This is a genomic window from Bradyrhizobium sp. AUGA SZCCT0177 (assembly GCF_018130125.1).
In the GTDB taxonomy this organism is placed as follows: Bacteria; Pseudomonadota; Alphaproteobacteria; order Rhizobiales; family Xanthobacteraceae; genus Bradyrhizobium.
The window spans coordinates 19,326-36,104 of the sequence record NZ_JAFCMA010000018.1 but is presented as its reverse complement, the minus strand read 5'-3'; the positions used below and the strand labels follow the sequence as shown (position 1 = coordinate 36,104).

Sequence of the window (16,779 nt, the reverse complement as noted above, 5' to 3'; positions counted from 1 at the left end):
GCAACTGCCGCGGATATATCGTCGGGCGGCCCGTCAGGGCTGCTCGTTCTCGACCTTCGGGGAGCGTTTCGGCTTTTTGTCAGCACCGGGCTGCGTGTTGCGGACCGCGTCGGTCAGCATCTCCCGCAGTTCCGCCTTGGTCTTCGGTGGTTGCCGCGCGACAGATGCTTTCCATTGTGCCATGGGACTCTATATGGGGTGCCGGATCGGGAATTAAAGGCCTCTGGCCCGCGATGTGGTGCAATGCCCGTTCGAGGTCGGACTGGAAAGCGGCGGCTCGGGCAACGGCTTGGGCACAACGTCCCGCGAGAATGTCGAGCTGTGTTTGCCGTGCCGTCATTGCCTGCGACAAACGCAAAGCGTTTGCGCAAGGGAGCACTTGCGACGAAGCAATCCATTCTTTGCGTGGTGCGATGGATTGCTTCGCGGAGCCTGTCATCGGGCGCGCATTCGCGCGACCCGTTGGCTCGCAATGACGATTTAGTAGCCGCCGTGCTCCGTCAAACAAAAACGGAGCCGCCCTGCTCCGTCAAACAAAAACGGCGGGGAAAATCCCCGCCGTTTTGAATTCAACGATGCAAGAATGACGTTACATCATCCCCATGTCCAGCATGCCCGGCAGCTGCGCGAGCGGCAGTGCGGCGGCGCCGACCAGGGTCGCGACCATCGCCGCCAGCGCGTGGTTGGAGCGGCGCTTGCCGCGCATCTGGGCGGCAATCCACTCCAGCACCTTGGTGTCGATGTTGACGGCCTTGGCCGGGGCCCAGCTTTCGATGTCGGTGTCCGGCGACAGGGCAATCGTGCGCGGCGGCACGGGCAGGCCAGACTCGGACGCCGCATGATGAGCGACCGCCTTGGCGAGCAGATCGTCGAAACGGCCGCCGTCGCTGCGCTCGGCGGCGGCGTCGCTGATTTCGAACAGCGCCTCGGCTTCGGCGCGGCTGACCGGCTGATGCTCGACGGCGGTCGCGGTCAGGATGCGGGCGCACCAGGCGGCATCATCGGCATCGAGCGCGCGGGAAAAATGGATACGGCCCTTGGTGGTCGGGCCCTCGCCGGTGATGACGCCGTCGCGCACGATGGTCAGCGCATGGGCGGCGGTCTTGCGGCAGGAAGGCTGGAGAACGGCGAACGCTTCAATAGATTTGGTAGTACTAGGGGCAGACATAGCTTGCACTTCTCAATTTCTTTTTCTGGTCCAGCATTGCGATGCCGGCGTAAACGAGTGGTTAACGATTCGGAACTTGCATTCCGAGATTTTTAGATGGTTGCCAATTAGTCGCTGTGACTGATGTCACGGTTCGGTTGAACGACCGATGAACGTCCCCGGCAACCGGGACCGGGGTCTTGCGGACCATAAAAGGCGATATCGGGGCGATCCGGGCGATTACCGCCGCTGTGGATTTTTCGTCGCAGGGGCGCAGATCGAAAGAAGGTGCTAGGAGTTCCCTATTCGCGGAGAAGGATCTCTCCTTTTTTGGCCGGAGGTTCACTTCCACCCTGCTAGGGCTTATACAGATCAACAGAAATTCTCCTGCAACTTTAATGAGATGAGGTGTACCATGGCACTCCAGATTGGCGCAGTCGCCCCGGACTTCGAAGCCCAGACCACCGAGGGCAAACTCAAATTCCACGACTGGATCGGCTCAAATTGGGCGCTGTTGTTCTCGCATCCGAAGGATTTCACCCCGGTTTGCACCACCGAACTCGGCGCTCTCGCAAAGTTGAAGCCTGAATTCGACAAGCGCGGCGTCAAGCTGATGGGGCTCAGCGTCGATCCCGTCGACAAGCATTCGAAATGGTCCGAGGACATCAAGGAGACGCAAGGCGCGGCGCCGAACTATCCGATGATCGGCGACACCGATTTCAACGTCTCAAAACTCTACGACATGCTCCCCGCCTCCACCTCGGGGGATGCCGCAACGCGGACCGCTGCCGATAACCAGACCGTGCGCAACGTCTTCATCATCGGACCGGACAAGAAGATCAAGCTGGTGCTGGTTTATCCGATGACCACGGGCCGCAATTTCCAGGAAATTTTGCGCGTGATCGATTCCCTGCAGATGACGGCCAAGCATCGGGTCGCGACCCCGGCCGACTGGAAACAGGGCGAAGACGTCATCATCGCAGGCTCAGTCACCGACGACGAGGCCAAGACGATCTATCCGCAGGGCTGGAAGTCGCCGAAGCCCTACATCCGGATCGTGCCGCAGCCGAAACAGTAACGGTTCATCGCGCTTTCAAGGCGTCAGAAAAAATATGACGCCGGTTTTGATGTCATCAGAACCGGCGTCAAGGAAAAGATTGGTAGCAGCCAGATTGCGATCAGGCCGCGCGAACGCGGTCCAGGAACTTCTCGACCTCGGCCTTCAGATGCAGGCTCTCGCCCGACAGCGCCTGCGCCGAGGCAAACATGCGGTTGGAAGTCTCGCCGGTCTCGCCCGCGCCCTGCGCAGCGTTGCGGATGTTGACGGCGACGTCGGCGGTCCCGCTCGCGGCGGCCCGGACGCTCTGGGCGATGTTCGCCGTCGCACCGCGCTGTTGTTCGACCGCGGCCGAAATCGAGGTCGCGATATCGCTGATGCGCTCGATGGTCTGGCCAATCGCCTTGATCGCGCTGACCGACTCTTCGGTCGCAAGCTGCATGCTGCCGATCTGACTCGAGATCTCCTCAGTGGCCTTGGCGGTCTGGCCGGCGAGGCTCTTGACCTCCTGGGCCACCACCGCAAACCCGCGGCCGGCATCGCCGGCGCGGGCGGCCTCGATGGTCGCGTTGAGTGCCAGAAGATTGGTCTGCTCGGCGATCGAGGTGATCAGCTTCACCACGTCGCCGATCCGCGCGCCCGCCTCCGACAGCTCGTTGATGCGCTGGTCGGTGGCCGCGGCCTGCTTGACCGCGTCGGCCGCGATCCCGTTCGATTCCTGGACGCGGCGGGTGATCTCGGCAATCGAGTTGGAGAGTTCATCGGATGCAATTGCTGCGGTGCGGACATGCTCGGAGGCGGTCTCCGACGCTCCCGCCGACTGGCCCGAAAGCCCGGCGGTGGTCCGCGCGGTCTCGGTGAGTTGCTTGGCCACGCGCTCGAATTCACCCGAGGAATTCAGCACCTTGTCGAGGATACCGCCGACGCTGGTCTGGAACTCGTCGACGAACCCGCGCAATTCGGCCTTGCGCTGTTCGACGGCGGCAGCCGCCGCCGCGGTCTGTTCATCGCGAAGCCGGCGGCGCTCGAGCGAGTTGTTCTTGAACACCGCTACCGTGCGCGCGATCTCGCCGATCTCGTCCATGCGCTCGTGGCAATCGATCTCGACGTCACTGTTGCCGTTGGCGATGGCGGTGAGCGAGGCCGTGACCGAGATCAGCGGCTTGGTCACGCGGCGCACGATCAGCATCGTCAGCAACATCACCAGAAGCGCTGCAATGGCCGCTGCGATCGCCATGTTCTGAATGGCATGCGACAGCATGGTCTCGAACTGCGCCATCGGAATGCCGACATAGAGAACGCCAATCACCTTTCCGGTCGAATTCGCGATCGGGTAATAGGCCGTCATGAACGTCTTGCCGAACAGCGTGGCCGGCCCCTTATAGGCCTCGCCGCGACGCAGGATCGGTTGTCCGGGATGGTCAGGTGCAAGCTGGGTGCCGACGGCGCGGTCGCCATTTTCCTTCTTCACGTTGGTGGAGCGGCGGACGAACTGGTTGCTGGCCTCGTCGTAGACGAACAGCGTCGCGTTGCCACCGACATAGCCAACCGAGCGATCGACGATCGCGTGGTCCTTGAATTCTGGCATCTTTGCCGCTTCGGCCTTGGCGACCATGCCGTCTTTCAGCGTGATCTTGGCGTCGGGGTAGGTCTCGGCAAAGGACAGCGCCAGCGTTCGCAGATTGACCTCGATGTCGCGAAGCGCCCGGTCGCCGAACTCAGAGTTGAGCGACCAATAGGCCGCGCCCACCACCAGCGCGGTATTCACCGCGATCAGGAGGACGGCCGAGATGACCGCTTTGGTGCCGAGACGAAGCTTCAGCGACGGCAGGAATTTTCCAAACGACGGCATGGACATGTGCAATTTTCCCCAAAATCTGGCTCAATTTGACGGTTCTTGCTTACGATCGCATTAATGGATGCAACCCTAGGCAAAGGCTTGGGAATTTGATGAAATCTATACGCGCATGACGAGTCTTCGCCCGGCCATCGTCTGGTACCGCGAGGATCTGCGCCTTTCAGACCACCCCGCCCTGCATGCGGCCGCCAAAGCACAAGCGCCGGTTGTATGCATTTTCGTGCTCGACGAGAGGACGCCGGGCGTTCGTCCGCTCGGAGGTGCTGCCCGCTGGTGGCTGGCGCGGTCGCTGCGCGCCTTGCAGGAGAGCCTCCGGGATCGGGGCGCGTCCCTGGTATTGCGCCGAGGGTCGGCCTCCACGGTCATTGCCAGCCTTGCGCGCGAGGTCGATGCCGGCGCCGTCTATTGGAACGAGATTGCACAGGCACCCCACCAGCGGGTGGCGGATCAGGTCGCGGCGGCGCTCGGTGGTGTTGCCACTCACAGATTTCCCGGCGACCTGCTGGTGGCGCCGAGCCAGATCCGCAACAAGGAGAACCGCGGCCTGCGGGTGTTCACGCCGTTCTGGCGGCGGGTGCAATCCCTCGGCGATCCGCCAAAGCCGCTGCCGGCGCCGAAGAAGCTGAACGGCAAATCCGATATTGCCAGCGATGCGCTGGAAGACTGGCATCTCGAACCAACCCGCCCCGATTGGGCTGGCGGCTTGCGCGAAAACTGGCGGCCTGGCGAAGCCACGGCGCAGGCGCGGCTCAAGGCATTCCTCGCCGGCGGTATCGCCGGCTATTCCGGTGATCGCGACCGCCCCGACCGCGAGGGCACCTCGCTTCTGTCGCCGCATCTTCGCTTCGGCGAGATCAGCCCGCGTCAGGTCTGGCACGCCGCAAGATTCGCCGCCGCCGAGCACCCTCGCCTGTCATCCGATATCGATAAGTTCCTCAGCGAACTCGGCTGGCGCGAATTCTGCCGTCATCTGCTCTATGACGTACCGGATCTCGCAACGCGCAATCTGCAGCCATCGTTCGACGCGTTTCCCTGGAAGCACGACACCAAGGCATTGCGCGCGTGGCAACGCGGGCAGACCGGATACCCCATTGTCGACGCCGGCATGCGCGAACTCTGGCACACCGGCGTGATGCACAACCGTGTGCGGATGGTGGTGGCCTCGTTCCTCGTCAAGCATCTCTTGATCGACTGGCGCGAGGGCGAGCAATGGTTCTGGGACACGCTTGTCGATGCCGATGCCGGCAGCAATCCGGCCAACTGGCAGTGGGTCGCCGGCTGCGGCGCCGATGCCGCCCCCTACTTCCGCGTGTTCAATCCAATCCTGCAGGGCGAGAAGTTCGATCCCGATGGCGTTTACGTCAGGCGCTGGGTGCCGGAGCTGAAGCAACTGCCTGACAATTTGATCCATCAACCCTGGACCGCGACACCGCTTGAACTGGCAAGCGCCGACATCGAACTCGGCAAAAACTATCCGCGGCCGATCATCGAGCACAAGGTTGGTCGTGAACGCGCGCTCGCGGCCTATGCGAGCATTCGCAATCGCTGAACTAGGCAGTGCGCCGGTTGACCAGAAACACCGCAGCCGCGCACGCGGTCATGCCGACAAGCGCGATTCCATCGAGCTGCTCGCCAAACAGCACATAGGCCATCAGCGCCGTCACCGCCGGCACCAGATAGAACAGGCTCGCCACCGACGTCGCGGCCGAGCGGCGGATCAGCCAGTACAACAACCCGATCGATCCGATCGACAGCACCACGACCAGCCAGCTCAGCGCGAGCACGAACTCCGTGGTCCAATGCACCACATTGTTCTCGAACAGCCATGCCCCGAGCCCGAAGAAGATCGTAACTGCGATGTATTGCACGAGATTGCCCGCACGCCAGTCGATCGCGTTGCAGTACCGCCGCTGGTAGAGCGTGCCGAGCGTAATGCTGATCAGCGACACGCCGGAGGCAAGCCAACCCCAGCCCGCGTCGCCGCTCATCGGCCGATTGTGCAGGATCAGCACCACGCCCGCTAGCCCAAGCAAAAGTCCGGCCCATTGAATGGCCGTGACGCGCTCACCGAGCCAGCGGTTGGCGATGGTCGAGGTCAGGATCGGCTGCAGGCCGGGGATCAGCGCGGACAGCCCCGCGGGAATCGAATGCGCAATCGCAATCGCGGTGCCGCCGAGATAGAACCCGTGCACCAGAATGCCGGCGACGGCGCTGTGGAAGATGCCGATCCGATCCGGCCAGCGGGGCCGTGCGATCGCGACGATGCCAGCCATCAAGGCGACCACCAGCGCCATCCGGATCGCGAGATAGGTCAACGGATCGGCGTTGTTGACGACGTATTTGGTGGCGATGAAGCCTGTGCTCCACAGCACGACGAAAATCGCCGGCGCCGCCCGCGCGGCAAGATCTTCAAGGTCACGGTTCATTTGCGAAAGCGTAGTGCCCGATCATATGCCATGCGGCAAGGACTGATCGCGCGGATCCGTCGCACCGCGTTCGGCGGCGCGCGCGGCCGCACCGACGTGCCGAAGATCGTCGACTGGTACATGCAGGGCAAGATCCAGATCGACCCGATGATCACGCATGTGATTCCGCTGAGCGAGATCAACAACGCGTTCGAACTGATGAAGCGCGGGGAATCGATCCGTGGCGTGGTGACGTTTTAGGGAGTGGTGATGACACACAGCCAGCGCGATTGCGCTCGGTTCAAAACGCTTCCGGACAGGGATCGACGATCTTCCAGAGCTCGCCACCGTTCTTGATCTTCTTCATCTCGGTGGTGAGCCCGCCATTGCGGCGGATCCAGTCCTTCACAGTATCCGGATAATAGGACATCAGGTCCGACGTTCCGTCGGAGCTCGTGACCTTGATGCCGAAGGTGAAGGCCTTGTCGTAATAGGCCTGGTGGAAGCCGAGGCTTGCCTTGGGCGTCACGCAGATCTTGTTCATCGGCACGATGCCGAACACCAGTGTGCAGGCCGAGTTGCAGATGCCGTCGATGATGACGCGTTCCTTGCGCTCGCGGATCCGCTTGTACTTCGTCTTGTATTCCTCGACGTAGCCGCCATGGTCGCGCGTGATGTGCAGATCGGCCCGCGCCGGGGTCGCGACCAGAACCGAGAGGGACAGCAGGGCAAGGGACGTGATGCGCATGGGTCGATTGGGAACCAGATAGCCTTGTCAAAGCGGAAGGTGGTCCTTGAGGTCCAGACCACACCGCAGAACCTTGGCCGGACTGTGTTGGGATTTCGTTAAGCATCCTTTAGGGGCCAAAAATAGGCAAGCTTCCGCCAGTTTTCCGGAGCTTTTCCTGTCGTTTTGCGTAAAATTCCCCCCGAACCGGCCAAAACTGTCTAGTTTCCAGTGGGATTTTCCGGAGAATCAAAATGCCCAAAGCCAAGTCTTTAATCGCCGCCGCCCTCTTTGCTGCCGCGGCCCTGGCGCCGAGCCTGGCGGACGCCCGCCATAACCGGCACCACCGCCAGCACTGGCCGTTGCCCTACCCGATCAGCTACCTGCACAATTACGGGCCCGGCCCCCAGCCCGGCACTTTTGCCTATTATGACGGCCCCTCGACCAACCACTGCCGCCAGGGCGCGGCCGCCTACATCGGCCAGGGCGGCCGGCACCCCTGTTACTAAACGTTCCGCTGCTGGCCCTGCCCGGACAAGTCTGATAATCGGGCGGGCTACAGGCACTCGTAGCTCAGCTGGATAGAGCATCGGATTTCGATTCCGAGGGTCGGGAGTTCGAATCTCTCCGAGTGCGCCATTTCGGCGCAAGGCCGGGCCGCCCACCACGCATTCGAGAGCGATTGATATGAGAAAGATGATCCTGGCGCTGGCGATCCTGTATCCGGCCGCGGCGTTTGCTCAGGGAACTGCCACGCCCGCCCCCGCGAACCCGGCCCCTCCTCCGACGGTTGGCGACAAACCGCTGGTGCAGGTCGGGTCGAAAAAACCTCCTGCCGAGAAGAAGTCGGCAAAGGCGGCGCCCGCCAAGCCCCTGTCCATCGCGCAGAAGCTGCAAGCCTGTCAGGATATCGACGACGCGACAAAGGAACGCCTGACCTGCTATGACGGCGTCTATGCGCCGCAGCCGAAACCCAAGCCGCCGGCCGCCAAGAGCGCCAGTGAATGCCGGTTCGTGAAGGAGGAAGACGAGCGGCTGACCTGCTTCAACCGTTTTGTCGATAAAATCCCGCAGTTGCCACGGTAACCGTCAAAACCGCCCGGTCTGAGGGCGGCGCATGTCGCAGGCGGCGCATGAGACCCTTACCAGGTGTTGTTCCCGAATAAGCCAAAGCCAAAGTGCTGCTGCTGGGCAACGCGCACCGGCGACGGCTGAACCGAGCGAGCCTTGGCGACCTTGCGCTTGCGCGGAGCCTGCGGCTCAACCTTCTTGGCTTCAGCCGGTACGAACTGGGCAAAGGTGTCACGCACCCGAGCCTGGGCGTTGATGTCGGCAATCGGCGCAGCCGGAGCCGCCGCAACCTGGGTGGTCACAGCCGGCGGAACAATGGTGGGAAGGCTCATGTCATAAACCACGCGTTCCGGCGGCTTCTGGTCGGAACGGATCCGCACCACGGTCTTGTCGATCGAGCCTGTCGAATTGCTGGCCACGGCGACCTGTTGTGGGGCAAAGGCATCGAGCGCGAACAACAACGCGAGCAGCGCTGCGCCGACAAACAGGAAATAACGCGCTACGGGCATTGGCGTGGCTCCCCCCGCACCATTCGCGCGGTTCATTCGCCTAACTGGAGATATAGTGATTAGTTCCTGGGGCATCCCCAAGGTTCAACGGCGGCGATCACATTTTCGGGTTCGCAAGGTTGGGTTCGCAGCGCTAGGTTCGACTTGCCGTCACCAGCGCACATTTCGCCTTGTTTGCGTTAACATTGACGAAGCCGACCAGCACACTTGAATAGTGCTTCCGGCTCCTGGTGTTCACGGTGTCCGGGATCACCCGCCGCCGCTCGGTCAAATGGCTGCCGTCCCTGCGGGTAAAGGCACAGGCAATTTCGACATCCTTCACCGGATAATCATTGGCGTTACGCAGCGTGAAGGTAACGAGCGCCTTCGAGCCGAGGCCGCCCCTTCGCCATGATTGCGAGGAAATCCTCAAACCCTCGATCGGCGACTTCGATTCCGGCGCAATCGACAACGGTGCGGTCACCGCGGCGGGCGTCGCCATCTGGTCCGGATTTGCCAAGGAACTCGCGGCGGGAGCCGCCCCATCTTCGACCAGGGATACATTCTGCGCGTAGGTGGTCGGGGGAGGTTCCGCTGTGGCGTGGCCCTCGGCGTCGCTCGGTCCGGGAAGCATCATCCAGATCGTGCATCCCGCGATTGCGATGGCCGGCAAAACGAGCAGTCGCGCTTGCGGGGCTCCGAACGACCGTCCAGCGATCATCATGGCGATGCCCTCACCCGGCGGCGATATCGGTCGCCGCACCCGCACATGAAAAAGGCCCCACGGGCGTTACACCGTACGGCCTCTCACACGACTGCCGCTGTACGGTTCCGCCGCTAGCTCAATAATCACCCACGGCCCGAATGGTTGCACGCAAGCTCGACAATTCTGCGGTGCCAGGTGCACGACAGGGGATGGAATTGCGGACGGCCGGCCGCTAGATTGGCGGCGCTGCAATGCTAGCCGCGAAGACGCTTGGGGGAGACGAATATGCCGACAGTAACTTGGGACCATGTCCATTTGCGCAGTCCCGATCCGGAAGCGACCGCAGCCTGGCTTGCCGACATTCTGGGCGGCGAGATCGTCCGCGGACCAGGCAGGATCGACGTCAAGCTCGGCGGCGCCAACGTGTTCATCGCCCCTGTTGCGGCCGGAGACGGCGTCAACACGCCGCCGGTGACGCCGTATCAAGGCCTCGATCATTTCGGGCTGACGGTAAAGGACATCGACGCCGTCGCCGCCGAGATCAAGGCCAAGGGCGTCGAGTTTACCAAGCCACCGACCACGATCCGGCCCGGCGTACGCATCTGCTTCATCCGCGGACCGCAGGGCATTTCCATCGAGCTGCTGGAGCGCGACCAGAAATACGCGTGATCCACCGCGCTACGTCATTGATCCCGGCATAAAGCAGCGGATGGTCAATCCGGCGTAGCCACGAATCGGCCACACCATGGTTCGGCCGACGCGGTTGGGTTCCGTAATCACCGCGTCTTCGGGCACATCGAACCATTCGCCCTCGATGCGCACGCGGTAACGGCCGTTGCTCGATTCCCAATCGACATCGCTGACTGCGCTGCCGTCGGCATCGGAGCAACACGGCCCCTTCCCGCTTCTCAGGGAGTCGAACCATTCCTTGAGCGGCGAAGGGGCGTAACGGCCGTCCAGATCGCGCGTATGCCCGACCTGCGCGGCAATCGCCCACAGCGCCACGACACCCGATCTCAGCAGTGTCTTTCGCCAGCCCGCATGGCGGTTGCCCGGAGTTCCGCGGTTGTCATTCGGTGGTAAGACGCGGCGCATGGCCGCCGGAATTGATCCAGTTGCTCACCTGTCTGTTGCTCCACACCCACCGGCCGGTGCGCAACAGGCGATGCATTTCGCGGGCCAACCTGATTCGGAACCCGCCGCCAGTCATCCTCGTGTCATGGCGGCGTTGGGCTCGCGCCAGTATATTTGCGGCCGGTATTTTGCGGCCTGCCACGTTGACGCCGCGGGTTCCGCTTTGGCATAAAAGATAACCGGGTTCCGTGGGCGCGGAGGCCGGGATTGGGACGTCATGAAGAACGGTCTGTATTCGATCCACGTCAGCCTGCTGGACGGGCGATCCGGCAAGGGCAGCGGTGTGATTCTGTTCCGGGATGGCCAGATCCTCGGCGGCGATGCCTATCTGTTTTACACCGGCAGCTACACCGTGAAGGGCGATACCTTCAAGGGCGAGGTGCTGGTGCAGCGTCACACGTCGAGCCCCGATGCCAATCCGCTGTTCGGCGGGCCGGCCCCCGTCGGCATTGGCGTATCCGGCACCTTCACCGATACGCGCGGAACCATGAACGGGACGGCGCTGGTCGGCAAAGCCAGCCAGATTTTCGGCGCCACGCTGCGCAAGCTGGCCGATACCAACTAGGCTAACCGCCGCTCATCGGTAGAATATCACACCCTCCTGCGCGGTGCGGCTGTTGCAGCATCGCCGGTGTTGGGCGTGCCGGTGGGCTCGATCAACAGTAGATGGACCTCTTCCCTCGCAACGGGCCGATGCTCGACGCCCTTGGGCACCACATACATCTGCCCCGACCCGAGCGTGATCGTTCGATCGCGCAGCTGAATATCCAGCACGCCCTTCACGAGAAAGAAATCATCCGTGTCATCGTGCTTGTGCCAGACGAATTCACCTTTCACTTTCACAACCATGACGTCGCAATTGTTGAACTGCGTAACCGTGCGTGGCGACCAGTGCTCGGAGAATGTGGACAGCTTCTCCGACAAATCAATTCCATTGCTCATCGATGGTACCTGATTGCTACTCCGCCGCCATTTCGAGCGGCGCGATGCGCGGCAGGATCATCTGGATCCGCGTGCCGCCTCCCGGCTCCGAATCAAGGTCGAGCCGCCCGCCTAACCGGTTGGTCACGATGCTGTAGACGATGTGCAGGCCAAGCCCGGTGCCGCCCTGGTCGCGCCGTGTCGTGAAGAACGGATCGAACGCGCGGCGACGAACGTCGAGGGTCATGCCGCATCCATTGTCGGAAAACAGAACCTCGACATTGTCCTTGCCTGACTCGCGCACCTGGATATCGACCGTGCCCGGCTTGCCGTCAGGGAACGCGTGCGCCACCGAATTGAGAAACAGATTGGTCAGCACCTGTCCGTAGGGCCCGGGATAGCTGTTCATCGTCAGGTTAGGCTGGCAATCGACATTGAGCGTCAGATTGTGTTTGCGAAGGCCCGGCCGCAAGCTCATCACCACCTGCTCGGTGAGATCGCCAAGATCGAAGCTGCGCTGGTCGGAATAGTTGCGGTCGGCGGCGACCTGCTTGAACGACTGGATCAGTTCGGCGGCGCGATTCAGATTGGCGACGAGTTGCGATGACGCGTCGCGACTGGTTTCGAGAAAATCGGTCAAACTGGAACGCCGCAGCTCGCCACGCGCCACCTCGGCGGTGAAATTCGCCGCCTTGCGCTCCAGCGCGGAGGCGACCGTGAGACTAATGCCAACGGGATTGTTGACCTCGTGCGCGACGCCCGCCACCAGCCGCCCGAGGGCTGCGAGTTTTTCGGCTTCAATCAGCGAATTCTGCGTTTCCCGCAAATTTCGCAGCGCGCCTTCCGCGGCGTCCTTGGCCTTGCGCATCTCGAGTTCGACGCGCTTGCGCTCGCCGATGTCGAGCGCGACCGTGACGATGTTCTCGATCTCGCCCGACGCGTCCAGTAGCGGCAGCTTGTTGACCAGCCATTGCCGCATATTGCCCGTGGAATCCTTGTACTCTTCCTCATAGAAGCCGAGTTCGCTGCCGCCGGCCAACACCCGCTTGTCCGGCTCATCGGTCTTCGCCGCGCCATAGCGTGACATCAGGTCGGCCGTGGTGCGACCGATGGCTTCCCCAGGCTCGATGCCAAAAATACCGGCCATGTAGCGGTTCATCAGGAGATAGCGGAGCTGCTTGTCCTTGACGTTGATCACCGCGGGCACGGTATCGATCACCTGCTGCAGCAAACGGCGGCCTTCGGCGATCGCGTCCTCGGCCCGTTTTTGGTCGGTGATGTCGCGGACCGTTCCCTCGTAACGGACCAGTTCGCCATCCTCGTTGCGCACGGCGCTGGCGCTGTCCGAGAGCCAGAGCACCGTCCCGTCGCGCGCGCGAACCTGGTATTCGTACTCGCGTACCATGCCGTCGCGTTCCATCAGCCGCTCATATTCAACCCGCGCCTGCGGATCGACATAGACGGATTCGGAGACGTCGCCGAGGCCGTTGATCAGATCCTGCGGCGTGGCGTAACCCATCATCCGCGCCAGCGCCGGGTTGGCGTTGAGCAGTGCGCCTCCGGGCGTGGTTACGTAGATTCCGTCCACCGACGCCTCGAACAATTTTCGATAGCTTTCCTCGGCGAGACGCTGTTCGGCCAGCGCGCGTACCGCCGCCTCGCGCGCCGCGTCGGCATCGACCAGCGTCTGGCGAAACACTTCGGCGGCTCGCGCGATATCGCCGATTTCGTTGTCGACATCGGTCTGCGGGATCGAGGTGTTCTTTTCGCCGCCGGCCACCTTGCGGATCGAGGTTGCGATCGTCGCGAGCGGACGCACCGTGCGCCTGACCACCAGCAGCGAGGCGAACAGCCCGATCAGGACACCGGCGGTGCCGAGCACGATGCTCTGCCATTTTGCTTCCGTCAGCGTCCGGGCGAAATCGCGGGACAACACATGGCCGCGACGCGCGCTGACCTCGCGCAACAATTCGGTGACGCGCTGGATCAGGCGGCCCTCCGCGCCCAAGACCTCCTTGTCGATGTCGGATATCTGCCGCTCGCGGGTCGAGATGTTGATAATCGCGAGGGCATAATCATCGACGGCCGCGCGAAGCTTCGGCTCGGCCATCGTCATCGAGCGCATGCTTTGCGCCGCCAGTTCGGCGGCGGAGGGATTTCGCGCCAGCAAAGCCGAGGTAATCTGGCTTTGGGTCTGAAACAGGGCCGACGCGATCAGTGGATCGGGGGTGTCGGCGATCGCGGCATCGAATTTCTCGCGCAGCGGCGGCAGCCCGACAATCAGCTCCGCGCGGCGGTTGATCAGGGCAGAAATACGTTCGATGCCGCTGCGGTAGGTCGACAGGCGCTCGGTGACGCCGTCGATCATGTCCTGCTGTTCGGGAGCAAGCTCCAGCCGGGTTTTCTTCAGGACCTCGCCGAGCGAGGTCGCCGCCTCGCCGACCTGGACCGATTGGGTGCCGGGGTCGGTGACGAAATCCCGGGCCGCCAGACGCAACTCGTTCATGCGCCGGTCGATATCCTCGGCGAGGTCGCCGACGCTTTGCAGCCGCTGCAGCTCGCCGAAGGTCGCATCGATGTGGCGGATGGCTATGACGCTGGCGGTGGAGGTGATGATAATCACCGCCAGCACCAGCATGAAACTGCCGAATGTCAGCTGGCCGATCGACAACGAGAACGATCGCGTCATTGGCGAATTCGGCGGCAATTCAGAGGTCATGTTATTGAGGCCGGGCTCCTATCGGCCGCAATATACGACGTTATTCGGGTCGTGGGGAACATGCTGAAATAGCTCGCGAAGCCGGCCAGACCGGCCGGGCGGTGATCCGAGGCTCCCCGGGGGTCACGCCGGCGTCACACTCCCCGGTCCTGGCTGCTCCAATACGGGATTCCAGCCGCGGCGGGGGCTTTGGCCAGTGCGGCAAAATGGCCAGATCTCGAGCCTCGGTCGGCGTGATGCCGGCCTCCTTTGACCTCCTTGGCCCCTCCCTTAACCGTCCACGGGCCGCAAGGCTTTCAGCAGGTCGGACGGCATCATGCCGAACATGTCCCGAAAGGCGCTGCTGAAATGCGCCGAACTGGCAAAGCCGGCGGCGTGGGCGGCTTCCGTCAACGATGAGCCCTCGCCGCAGGCGCGCACCGCAGCGCCCATCCGGATCCAGATCCGGTAGCGCCGGAGCGGCACGCCGGTCTCCGCCTTGAACAGATGCAGGAATCGCGATGCTGACAGGCCCGCATGTTCCGCCAACTCCGTCAGGCGGTGCGCCCGGTGCGGCTCGTCCCGCATCAGCCGCAGCGCCGCCGAAATCCGTGCGTTGGCTTTGGTGCCCGTGCCCACGCCCAGCAGTTCGCTGAGCGACAAACATCCGTCGCGCGCCGCGATGCGGTCTTCGGCAAGGCCGGTCATGATCTCGATCACCGCGGATTCTTCCCGCAGTTCAAACGCCGCTCGCGCGCGCGTATCCGTCATTCGCGCCAGCAATGCCTTGAGGTCGCGTCCGAGCGGGTCGACATAGAGGAACGCCATGCGCCCGCGCGCGATCCGCAGATGATGCAGGCTGTTGGGCAATATCAATACGCTACGGGTGGAACGATAGTCGGTCGCGGTGTCCGTGGGGTCGTCGGCCACTTCCAGCGCCGCATCGAGGCCGATGGCAAGTACGGCGGTCGCATTGCGGTGCGGCGTCAATCCGAAGGCCGGGCCGAGATAGAGCACGCGGGCGCCCCACCCCAACAATTTCGCCTCGCCGATTGCGCGCATAGCCAGTTTCTGAAAGCCCGGATGGTTCAGGCGAATTTAGGGTGCCGGACCGCAACAGGACCCAGCACGATGACAGATAAGCCTGATGAGACCGACAGCCAAGCCGCGATCGAGCGCAACCGAGAGGCCGTGACGCGCTACGCGCGCGCCTGGCTTGCCGGCGACCGGGCGGCGTTGGCCGCCTGCTACCACGACGATTTCACGCTGCACTATTTCGGCCGCAACCCGCTCGCCGGCGACCACAGGGGCAAGATGGCCGCGCTCGCGATCCTGGCCGAGGTCACCCGCCGCACCAGCCGAAAATTGCTCGGCATCGTCGACATCATGGCCGGCCCCGAGCGCGGTGCGCTGCTGGTGCGCGAGCGCTTTGAGCGCGACGGCAAGGCGGCGGAATTCGAACGGCTGCTGGTCTATGCCGTGCGCGATGGGTTGCTGGGGGAATGCTGGGTCTGGGACCAGGACCAGGCGGCGGTCGACGCCTATCTCGCGTGAGCTACGCCGGCACCGGTTTCGTCCTCCGCGCCGGGATCGTCATCGCGGCAACGCCGACAACCACACATGCTAACCCGATCCATACCGTCGAGCTCAATTGCTCGCCGAGGAAGGTCACGCCGAACGCCACACCAATGGGCACGCGCAGATAGGCCTGCGCGGTGGCGCCGACTGATCCGAGCGTCTGGATCAGGCGGAAGTAAATGACGAACGCGAGCGCGGTCGAGAACACGGCGATTGCGAGCAGCGCCAGCAGCGAATGCATCGACGGCGCCAGCGTCCAGGGACGGTCGACAACGAGACTGAGTGGAATCAGGATCGCGGCGCCACAGAGCAGCGATCCCGCCGCCGGCGCCATCGGATCGAGCCCTTTGAAATTGCGGCCGAGAATCGCCGCGCCCGCGTAGCAGACCGCGGCAAGCACGCAGACGATCTGCGCGATCAGTTGCTGGCCAAGGCCGGCCAGCGCCTGCACGCCAACGATCAGGCAGATGCCCGCCATCCCTGCGATGACGCCGATCAGCTTGCGCGACGTCACCGGTTCATGACGGGTCACGGCAACTGTCAGGATGAACGTGAATATCGGCGCGGTCGAATTGAGGATGGTGGCGACGCCGGCGTCCAGCGCCTGCGAGCCCCAGGCCACCATGGTCCAGGGAATGACGCTGTTGAGGCAGGCCTGGAACAGGAAGCGGCGCCAGTTCGCAGCGTCGGTCGGCAATTTCACTCCGCGCCAGTGCATGATCGCAACCAGCAGCAGCCCCGCAATCAACGTACGGCCCGCGATCAGCGTGATCGGCGGGATCGTCTCCACGGCTACTTTCAGGAACGTGTACGACGCGCCCCATAGCGTCGCGAGCAGGAGAAGCAGCCCCAGTTCGCCCACGATCCCCCGGTGCTGCGGTTGGCTTTCGCCCATGTCGGTGATTCCGGTCCTGATCCATGCCAGGGCCGGACATTACAGACTGCAGACCTTACGATACTTCGTTCATCACCGAAGTGTGCATGCGTGC

The 16,779-nt window shown here is 63.0% G+C and carries 19 protein-coding genes, 1 tRNA gene and 1 pseudogene; 9 read left to right on the top strand and 12 right to left on the bottom strand.

Going from position 1 to position 16,779, the window contains the following annotated elements; all coding sequences use genetic code 11:
- Positions 1-33 precede the first annotated feature (33 nt).
- Together JQ597_RS21220 and JQ597_RS21215 are read right to left on the bottom strand one after the other, a co-directional pair.
- The gene (locus JQ597_RS21220; RefSeq protein ID WP_212266145.1) at positions 34-183 is read right to left on the bottom strand and encodes a hypothetical protein; all 150 of its coding nucleotides are present in this window, start codon (positions 181-183) and stop codon (positions 34-36) included.
- A 406-nt stretch (positions 184-589) separates the two neighbouring features.
- Positions 590-1,168, bottom strand: coding sequence for a hypothetical protein (locus JQ597_RS21215; protein WP_212266144.1), 579 nt, complete (start codon positions 1,166-1,168; stop codon positions 590-592).
- Between the two features lie 394 nt (positions 1,169-1,562).
- Here JQ597_RS21215 and JQ597_RS21210 point away from each other — a divergent pair, with 394 nt between their 5' ends.
- A complete protein-coding gene (locus JQ597_RS21210) occupies positions 1,563-2,225 on the top strand; it encodes a peroxiredoxin (protein WP_212266143.1) in 663 nt (220 codons plus the stop codon).
- Positions 2,226-2,325: 100 nt separating this feature from the next.
- Here the strand turns inward: JQ597_RS21210 and JQ597_RS21205 are convergent, their stop codons facing one another.
- Positions 2,326-4,062: a methyl-accepting chemotaxis protein gene (locus JQ597_RS21205; RefSeq protein ID WP_212266142.1), complete on the bottom strand. Its 1,737-nt coding sequence runs from the start codon at positions 4,060-4,062 to the stop codon at positions 2,326-2,328.
- A 109-nt stretch (positions 4,063-4,171) separates the two neighbouring features.
- Between JQ597_RS21205 and JQ597_RS21200 the strand changes: the two genes are divergently transcribed.
- Positions 4,172-5,611 (top strand): cryptochrome/photolyase family protein, encoded by a 1,440-nt coding sequence (locus tag JQ597_RS21200; RefSeq protein ID WP_212266141.1) that lies wholly within the window; start codon positions 4,172-4,174, stop codon positions 5,609-5,611.
- 1 nt (position 5,612) lies between these two features.
- Here the strand turns inward: JQ597_RS21200 and JQ597_RS21195 are convergent, their stop codons facing one another.
- Entirely contained in the window at positions 5,613-6,488 is an 876-nt protein-coding gene (locus JQ597_RS21195; RefSeq protein WP_212266140.1) for a DMT family transporter, read from the bottom strand.
- 63 nt (positions 6,489-6,551) lie between these two features.
- Here JQ597_RS21195 and JQ597_RS21190 point away from each other — a divergent pair.
- Positions 6,552-6,728, top strand: a pseudogene (locus JQ597_RS21190) (S-(hydroxymethyl)glutathione dehydrogenase); the annotation flags it as partial.
- 40 nt (positions 6,729-6,768) lie between these two features.
- Here the strand turns inward: JQ597_RS21190 and JQ597_RS21185 are convergent.
- Complete coding sequence (locus JQ597_RS21185; RefSeq protein WP_212266139.1) at positions 6,769-7,215, bottom strand: hypothetical protein; 447 nt, start codon at positions 7,213-7,215, stop codon at positions 6,769-6,771.
- 233 nt (positions 7,216-7,448) lie between these two features.
- Here JQ597_RS21185 and JQ597_RS21180 point away from each other — a divergent pair, with 233 nt between their 5' ends.
- The 3 genes from JQ597_RS21180 (at position 7,449) to JQ597_RS21170 (ending at position 8,280) form a co-directional block, all read left to right on the top strand.
- On the top strand, positions 7,449-7,703 hold the full coding sequence (locus tag JQ597_RS21180) for a hypothetical protein (RefSeq protein ID WP_212266138.1): 255 nt from the start codon (positions 7,449-7,451) through the stop codon (positions 7,701-7,703).
- A 53-nt stretch (positions 7,704-7,756) separates the two neighbouring features.
- Positions 7,757-7,833 (top strand) — tRNA-Arg (locus JQ597_RS21175).
- A gap of 57 nt (positions 7,834-7,890) precedes the next feature.
- Positions 7,891-8,280 carry a hypothetical protein gene (locus JQ597_RS21170; protein WP_409363289.1) on the top strand — a complete coding sequence of 130 codons (390 nt, stop codon included), beginning with the start codon at positions 7,891-7,893 and terminating at the stop codon, positions 8,278-8,280.
- Between the two features lie 56 nt (positions 8,281-8,336).
- Here the strand turns inward: JQ597_RS21170 and JQ597_RS21165 are convergent, their stop codons facing one another.
- Positions 8,337-8,810, bottom strand: a complete 474-nt coding sequence (locus tag JQ597_RS21165; RefSeq protein ID WP_249133835.1) for a hypothetical protein — start codon at positions 8,808-8,810, stop codon at positions 8,337-8,339.
- 97 nt (positions 8,811-8,907) lie between these two features.
- The gene (locus JQ597_RS21160; RefSeq protein ID WP_249148077.1) at positions 8,908-9,390 is read right to left on the bottom strand and encodes a hypothetical protein; all 483 of its coding nucleotides are present in this window, start codon (positions 9,388-9,390) and stop codon (positions 8,908-8,910) included.
- A gap of 354 nt (positions 9,391-9,744) precedes the next feature.
- Between JQ597_RS21160 and JQ597_RS21155 the strand changes: the two genes are divergently transcribed.
- Complete coding sequence (locus JQ597_RS21155) at positions 9,745-10,128, top strand: VOC family protein (protein WP_192733798.1); 384 nt, start codon at positions 9,745-9,747, stop codon at positions 10,126-10,128.
- 9 nt (positions 10,129-10,137) lie between these two features.
- On the opposite strand, the gene JQ597_RS21150 is transcribed toward JQ597_RS21155, so the two are convergent.
- Positions 10,138-10,554 carry a hypothetical protein gene (locus JQ597_RS21150; protein ID WP_249148075.1) on the bottom strand — a complete coding sequence of 139 codons (417 nt, stop codon included), beginning with the start codon at positions 10,552-10,554 and terminating at the stop codon, positions 10,138-10,140.
- Between the two features lie 256 nt (positions 10,555-10,810).
- On the opposite strand from JQ597_RS21150, the gene JQ597_RS21145 reads away from it, so the two are divergent.
- Positions 10,811-11,158, top strand: a complete 348-nt coding sequence (locus tag JQ597_RS21145) for a GrlR family regulatory protein (RefSeq protein ID WP_192733799.1) — start codon at positions 10,811-10,813, stop codon at positions 11,156-11,158.
- A 26-nt stretch (positions 11,159-11,184) separates the two neighbouring features.
- Here the strand turns inward: JQ597_RS21145 and JQ597_RS21140 are convergent, their stop codons facing one another.
- The 3 genes from JQ597_RS21140 to JQ597_RS21130 form a co-directional block, all read right to left on the bottom strand.
- Positions 11,185-11,535 carry a cupin domain-containing protein gene (locus JQ597_RS21140; RefSeq protein WP_212266135.1) on the bottom strand — a complete coding sequence of 117 codons (351 nt, stop codon included), beginning with the start codon at positions 11,533-11,535 and terminating at the stop codon, positions 11,185-11,187.
- Between the two features lie 16 nt (positions 11,536-11,551).
- Positions 11,552-14,233: a PAS domain S-box protein gene (locus JQ597_RS21135; RefSeq protein ID WP_212266134.1), complete on the bottom strand. Its 2,682-nt coding sequence runs from the start codon at positions 14,231-14,233 to the stop codon at positions 11,552-11,554.
- A 270-nt stretch (positions 14,234-14,503) separates the two neighbouring features.
- On the bottom strand, positions 14,504-15,274 hold the full coding sequence (locus tag JQ597_RS21130; protein WP_212266133.1) for a helix-turn-helix transcriptional regulator: 771 nt from the start codon (positions 15,272-15,274) through the stop codon (positions 14,504-14,506).
- 69 nt (positions 15,275-15,343) lie between these two features.
- On the opposite strand from JQ597_RS21130, the gene JQ597_RS21125 reads away from it, so the two are divergent.
- On the top strand, positions 15,344-15,766 hold the full coding sequence (locus JQ597_RS21125) for a nuclear transport factor 2 family protein (protein WP_212266132.1): 423 nt from the start codon (positions 15,344-15,346) through the stop codon (positions 15,764-15,766).
- A 1-nt stretch (position 15,767) separates the two neighbouring features.
- On the opposite strand, the gene JQ597_RS21120 is transcribed toward JQ597_RS21125, so the two are convergent.
- Entirely contained in the window at positions 15,768-16,685 is a 918-nt protein-coding gene (locus JQ597_RS21120; RefSeq protein ID WP_212266131.1) for a DMT family transporter, read from the bottom strand.
- Between the last annotated feature and the right edge of the window lie 94 nt (positions 16,686-16,779).

Excerpts from the sequence above, each read along its gene's own strand:
- JQ597_RS21220 (WP_212266145.1), bottom strand. The coding sequence starts at position 183 with ATGGCACAATGGAAAGCATCTGTCGCGCGGCAACCACCGAAGACCAAG.
- JQ597_RS21215 (WP_212266144.1), bottom strand. The coding sequence starts at position 1,168 with ATGTCTGCCCCTAGTACTACCAAATCTATTGAAGCGTTCGCCGTTCTC.
- JQ597_RS21210 (WP_212266143.1), top strand. The coding sequence starts at position 1,563 with ATGGCACTCCAGATTGGCGCAGTCGCCCCGGACTTCGAAGCCCAGACC.
- JQ597_RS21205 (WP_212266142.1), bottom strand. The coding sequence starts at position 4,062 with ATGTCCATGCCGTCGTTTGGAAAATTCCTGCCGTCGCTGAAGCTTCGT.
- JQ597_RS21200 (WP_212266141.1), top strand. The coding sequence starts at position 4,172 with ATGACGAGTCTTCGCCCGGCCATCGTCTGGTACCGCGAGGATCTGCGC.
- JQ597_RS21195 (WP_212266140.1), bottom strand. The coding sequence starts at position 6,488 with ATGAACCGTGACCTTGAAGATCTTGCCGCGCGGGCGGCGCCGGCGATT.
- JQ597_RS21185 (WP_212266139.1), bottom strand. The coding sequence starts at position 7,215 with ATGCGCATCACGTCCCTTGCCCTGCTGTCCCTCTCGGTTCTGGTCGCG.
- JQ597_RS21180 (WP_212266138.1), top strand. The coding sequence starts at position 7,449 with ATGCCCAAAGCCAAGTCTTTAATCGCCGCCGCCCTCTTTGCTGCCGCG.
- JQ597_RS21170 (WP_409363289.1), top strand. The coding sequence starts at position 7,891 with ATGATCCTGGCGCTGGCGATCCTGTATCCGGCCGCGGCGTTTGCTCAG.
- JQ597_RS21165 (WP_249133835.1), bottom strand. The coding sequence starts at position 8,810 with ATGAACCGCGCGAATGGTGCGGGGGGAGCCACGCCAATGCCCGTAGCG.
- JQ597_RS21160 (WP_249148077.1), bottom strand. The coding sequence starts at position 9,390 with ATGATGCTTCCCGGACCGAGCGACGCCGAGGGCCACGCCACAGCGGAA.
- JQ597_RS21155 (WP_192733798.1), top strand. The coding sequence starts at position 9,745 with ATGCCGACAGTAACTTGGGACCATGTCCATTTGCGCAGTCCCGATCCG.
- JQ597_RS21150 (WP_249148075.1), bottom strand. The coding sequence starts at position 10,554 with ATGCGCCGCGTCTTACCACCGAATGACAACCGCGGAACTCCGGGCAAC.
- JQ597_RS21145 (WP_192733799.1), top strand. The coding sequence starts at position 10,811 with ATGAAGAACGGTCTGTATTCGATCCACGTCAGCCTGCTGGACGGGCGA.
- JQ597_RS21140 (WP_212266135.1), bottom strand. The coding sequence starts at position 11,535 with ATGAGCAATGGAATTGATTTGTCGGAGAAGCTGTCCACATTCTCCGAG.
- JQ597_RS21135 (WP_212266134.1), bottom strand. The coding sequence starts at position 14,233 with ATGACCTCTGAATTGCCGCCGAATTCGCCAATGACGCGATCGTTCTCG.
- JQ597_RS21130 (WP_212266133.1), bottom strand. The coding sequence starts at position 15,274 with ATGCGCGCAATCGGCGAGGCGAAATTGTTGGGGTGGGGCGCCCGCGTG.
- JQ597_RS21125 (WP_212266132.1), top strand. The coding sequence starts at position 15,344 with ATGACAGATAAGCCTGATGAGACCGACAGCCAAGCCGCGATCGAGCGC.
- JQ597_RS21120 (WP_212266131.1), bottom strand. The coding sequence starts at position 16,685 with ATGGGCGAAAGCCAACCGCAGCACCGGGGGATCGTGGGCGAACTGGGG.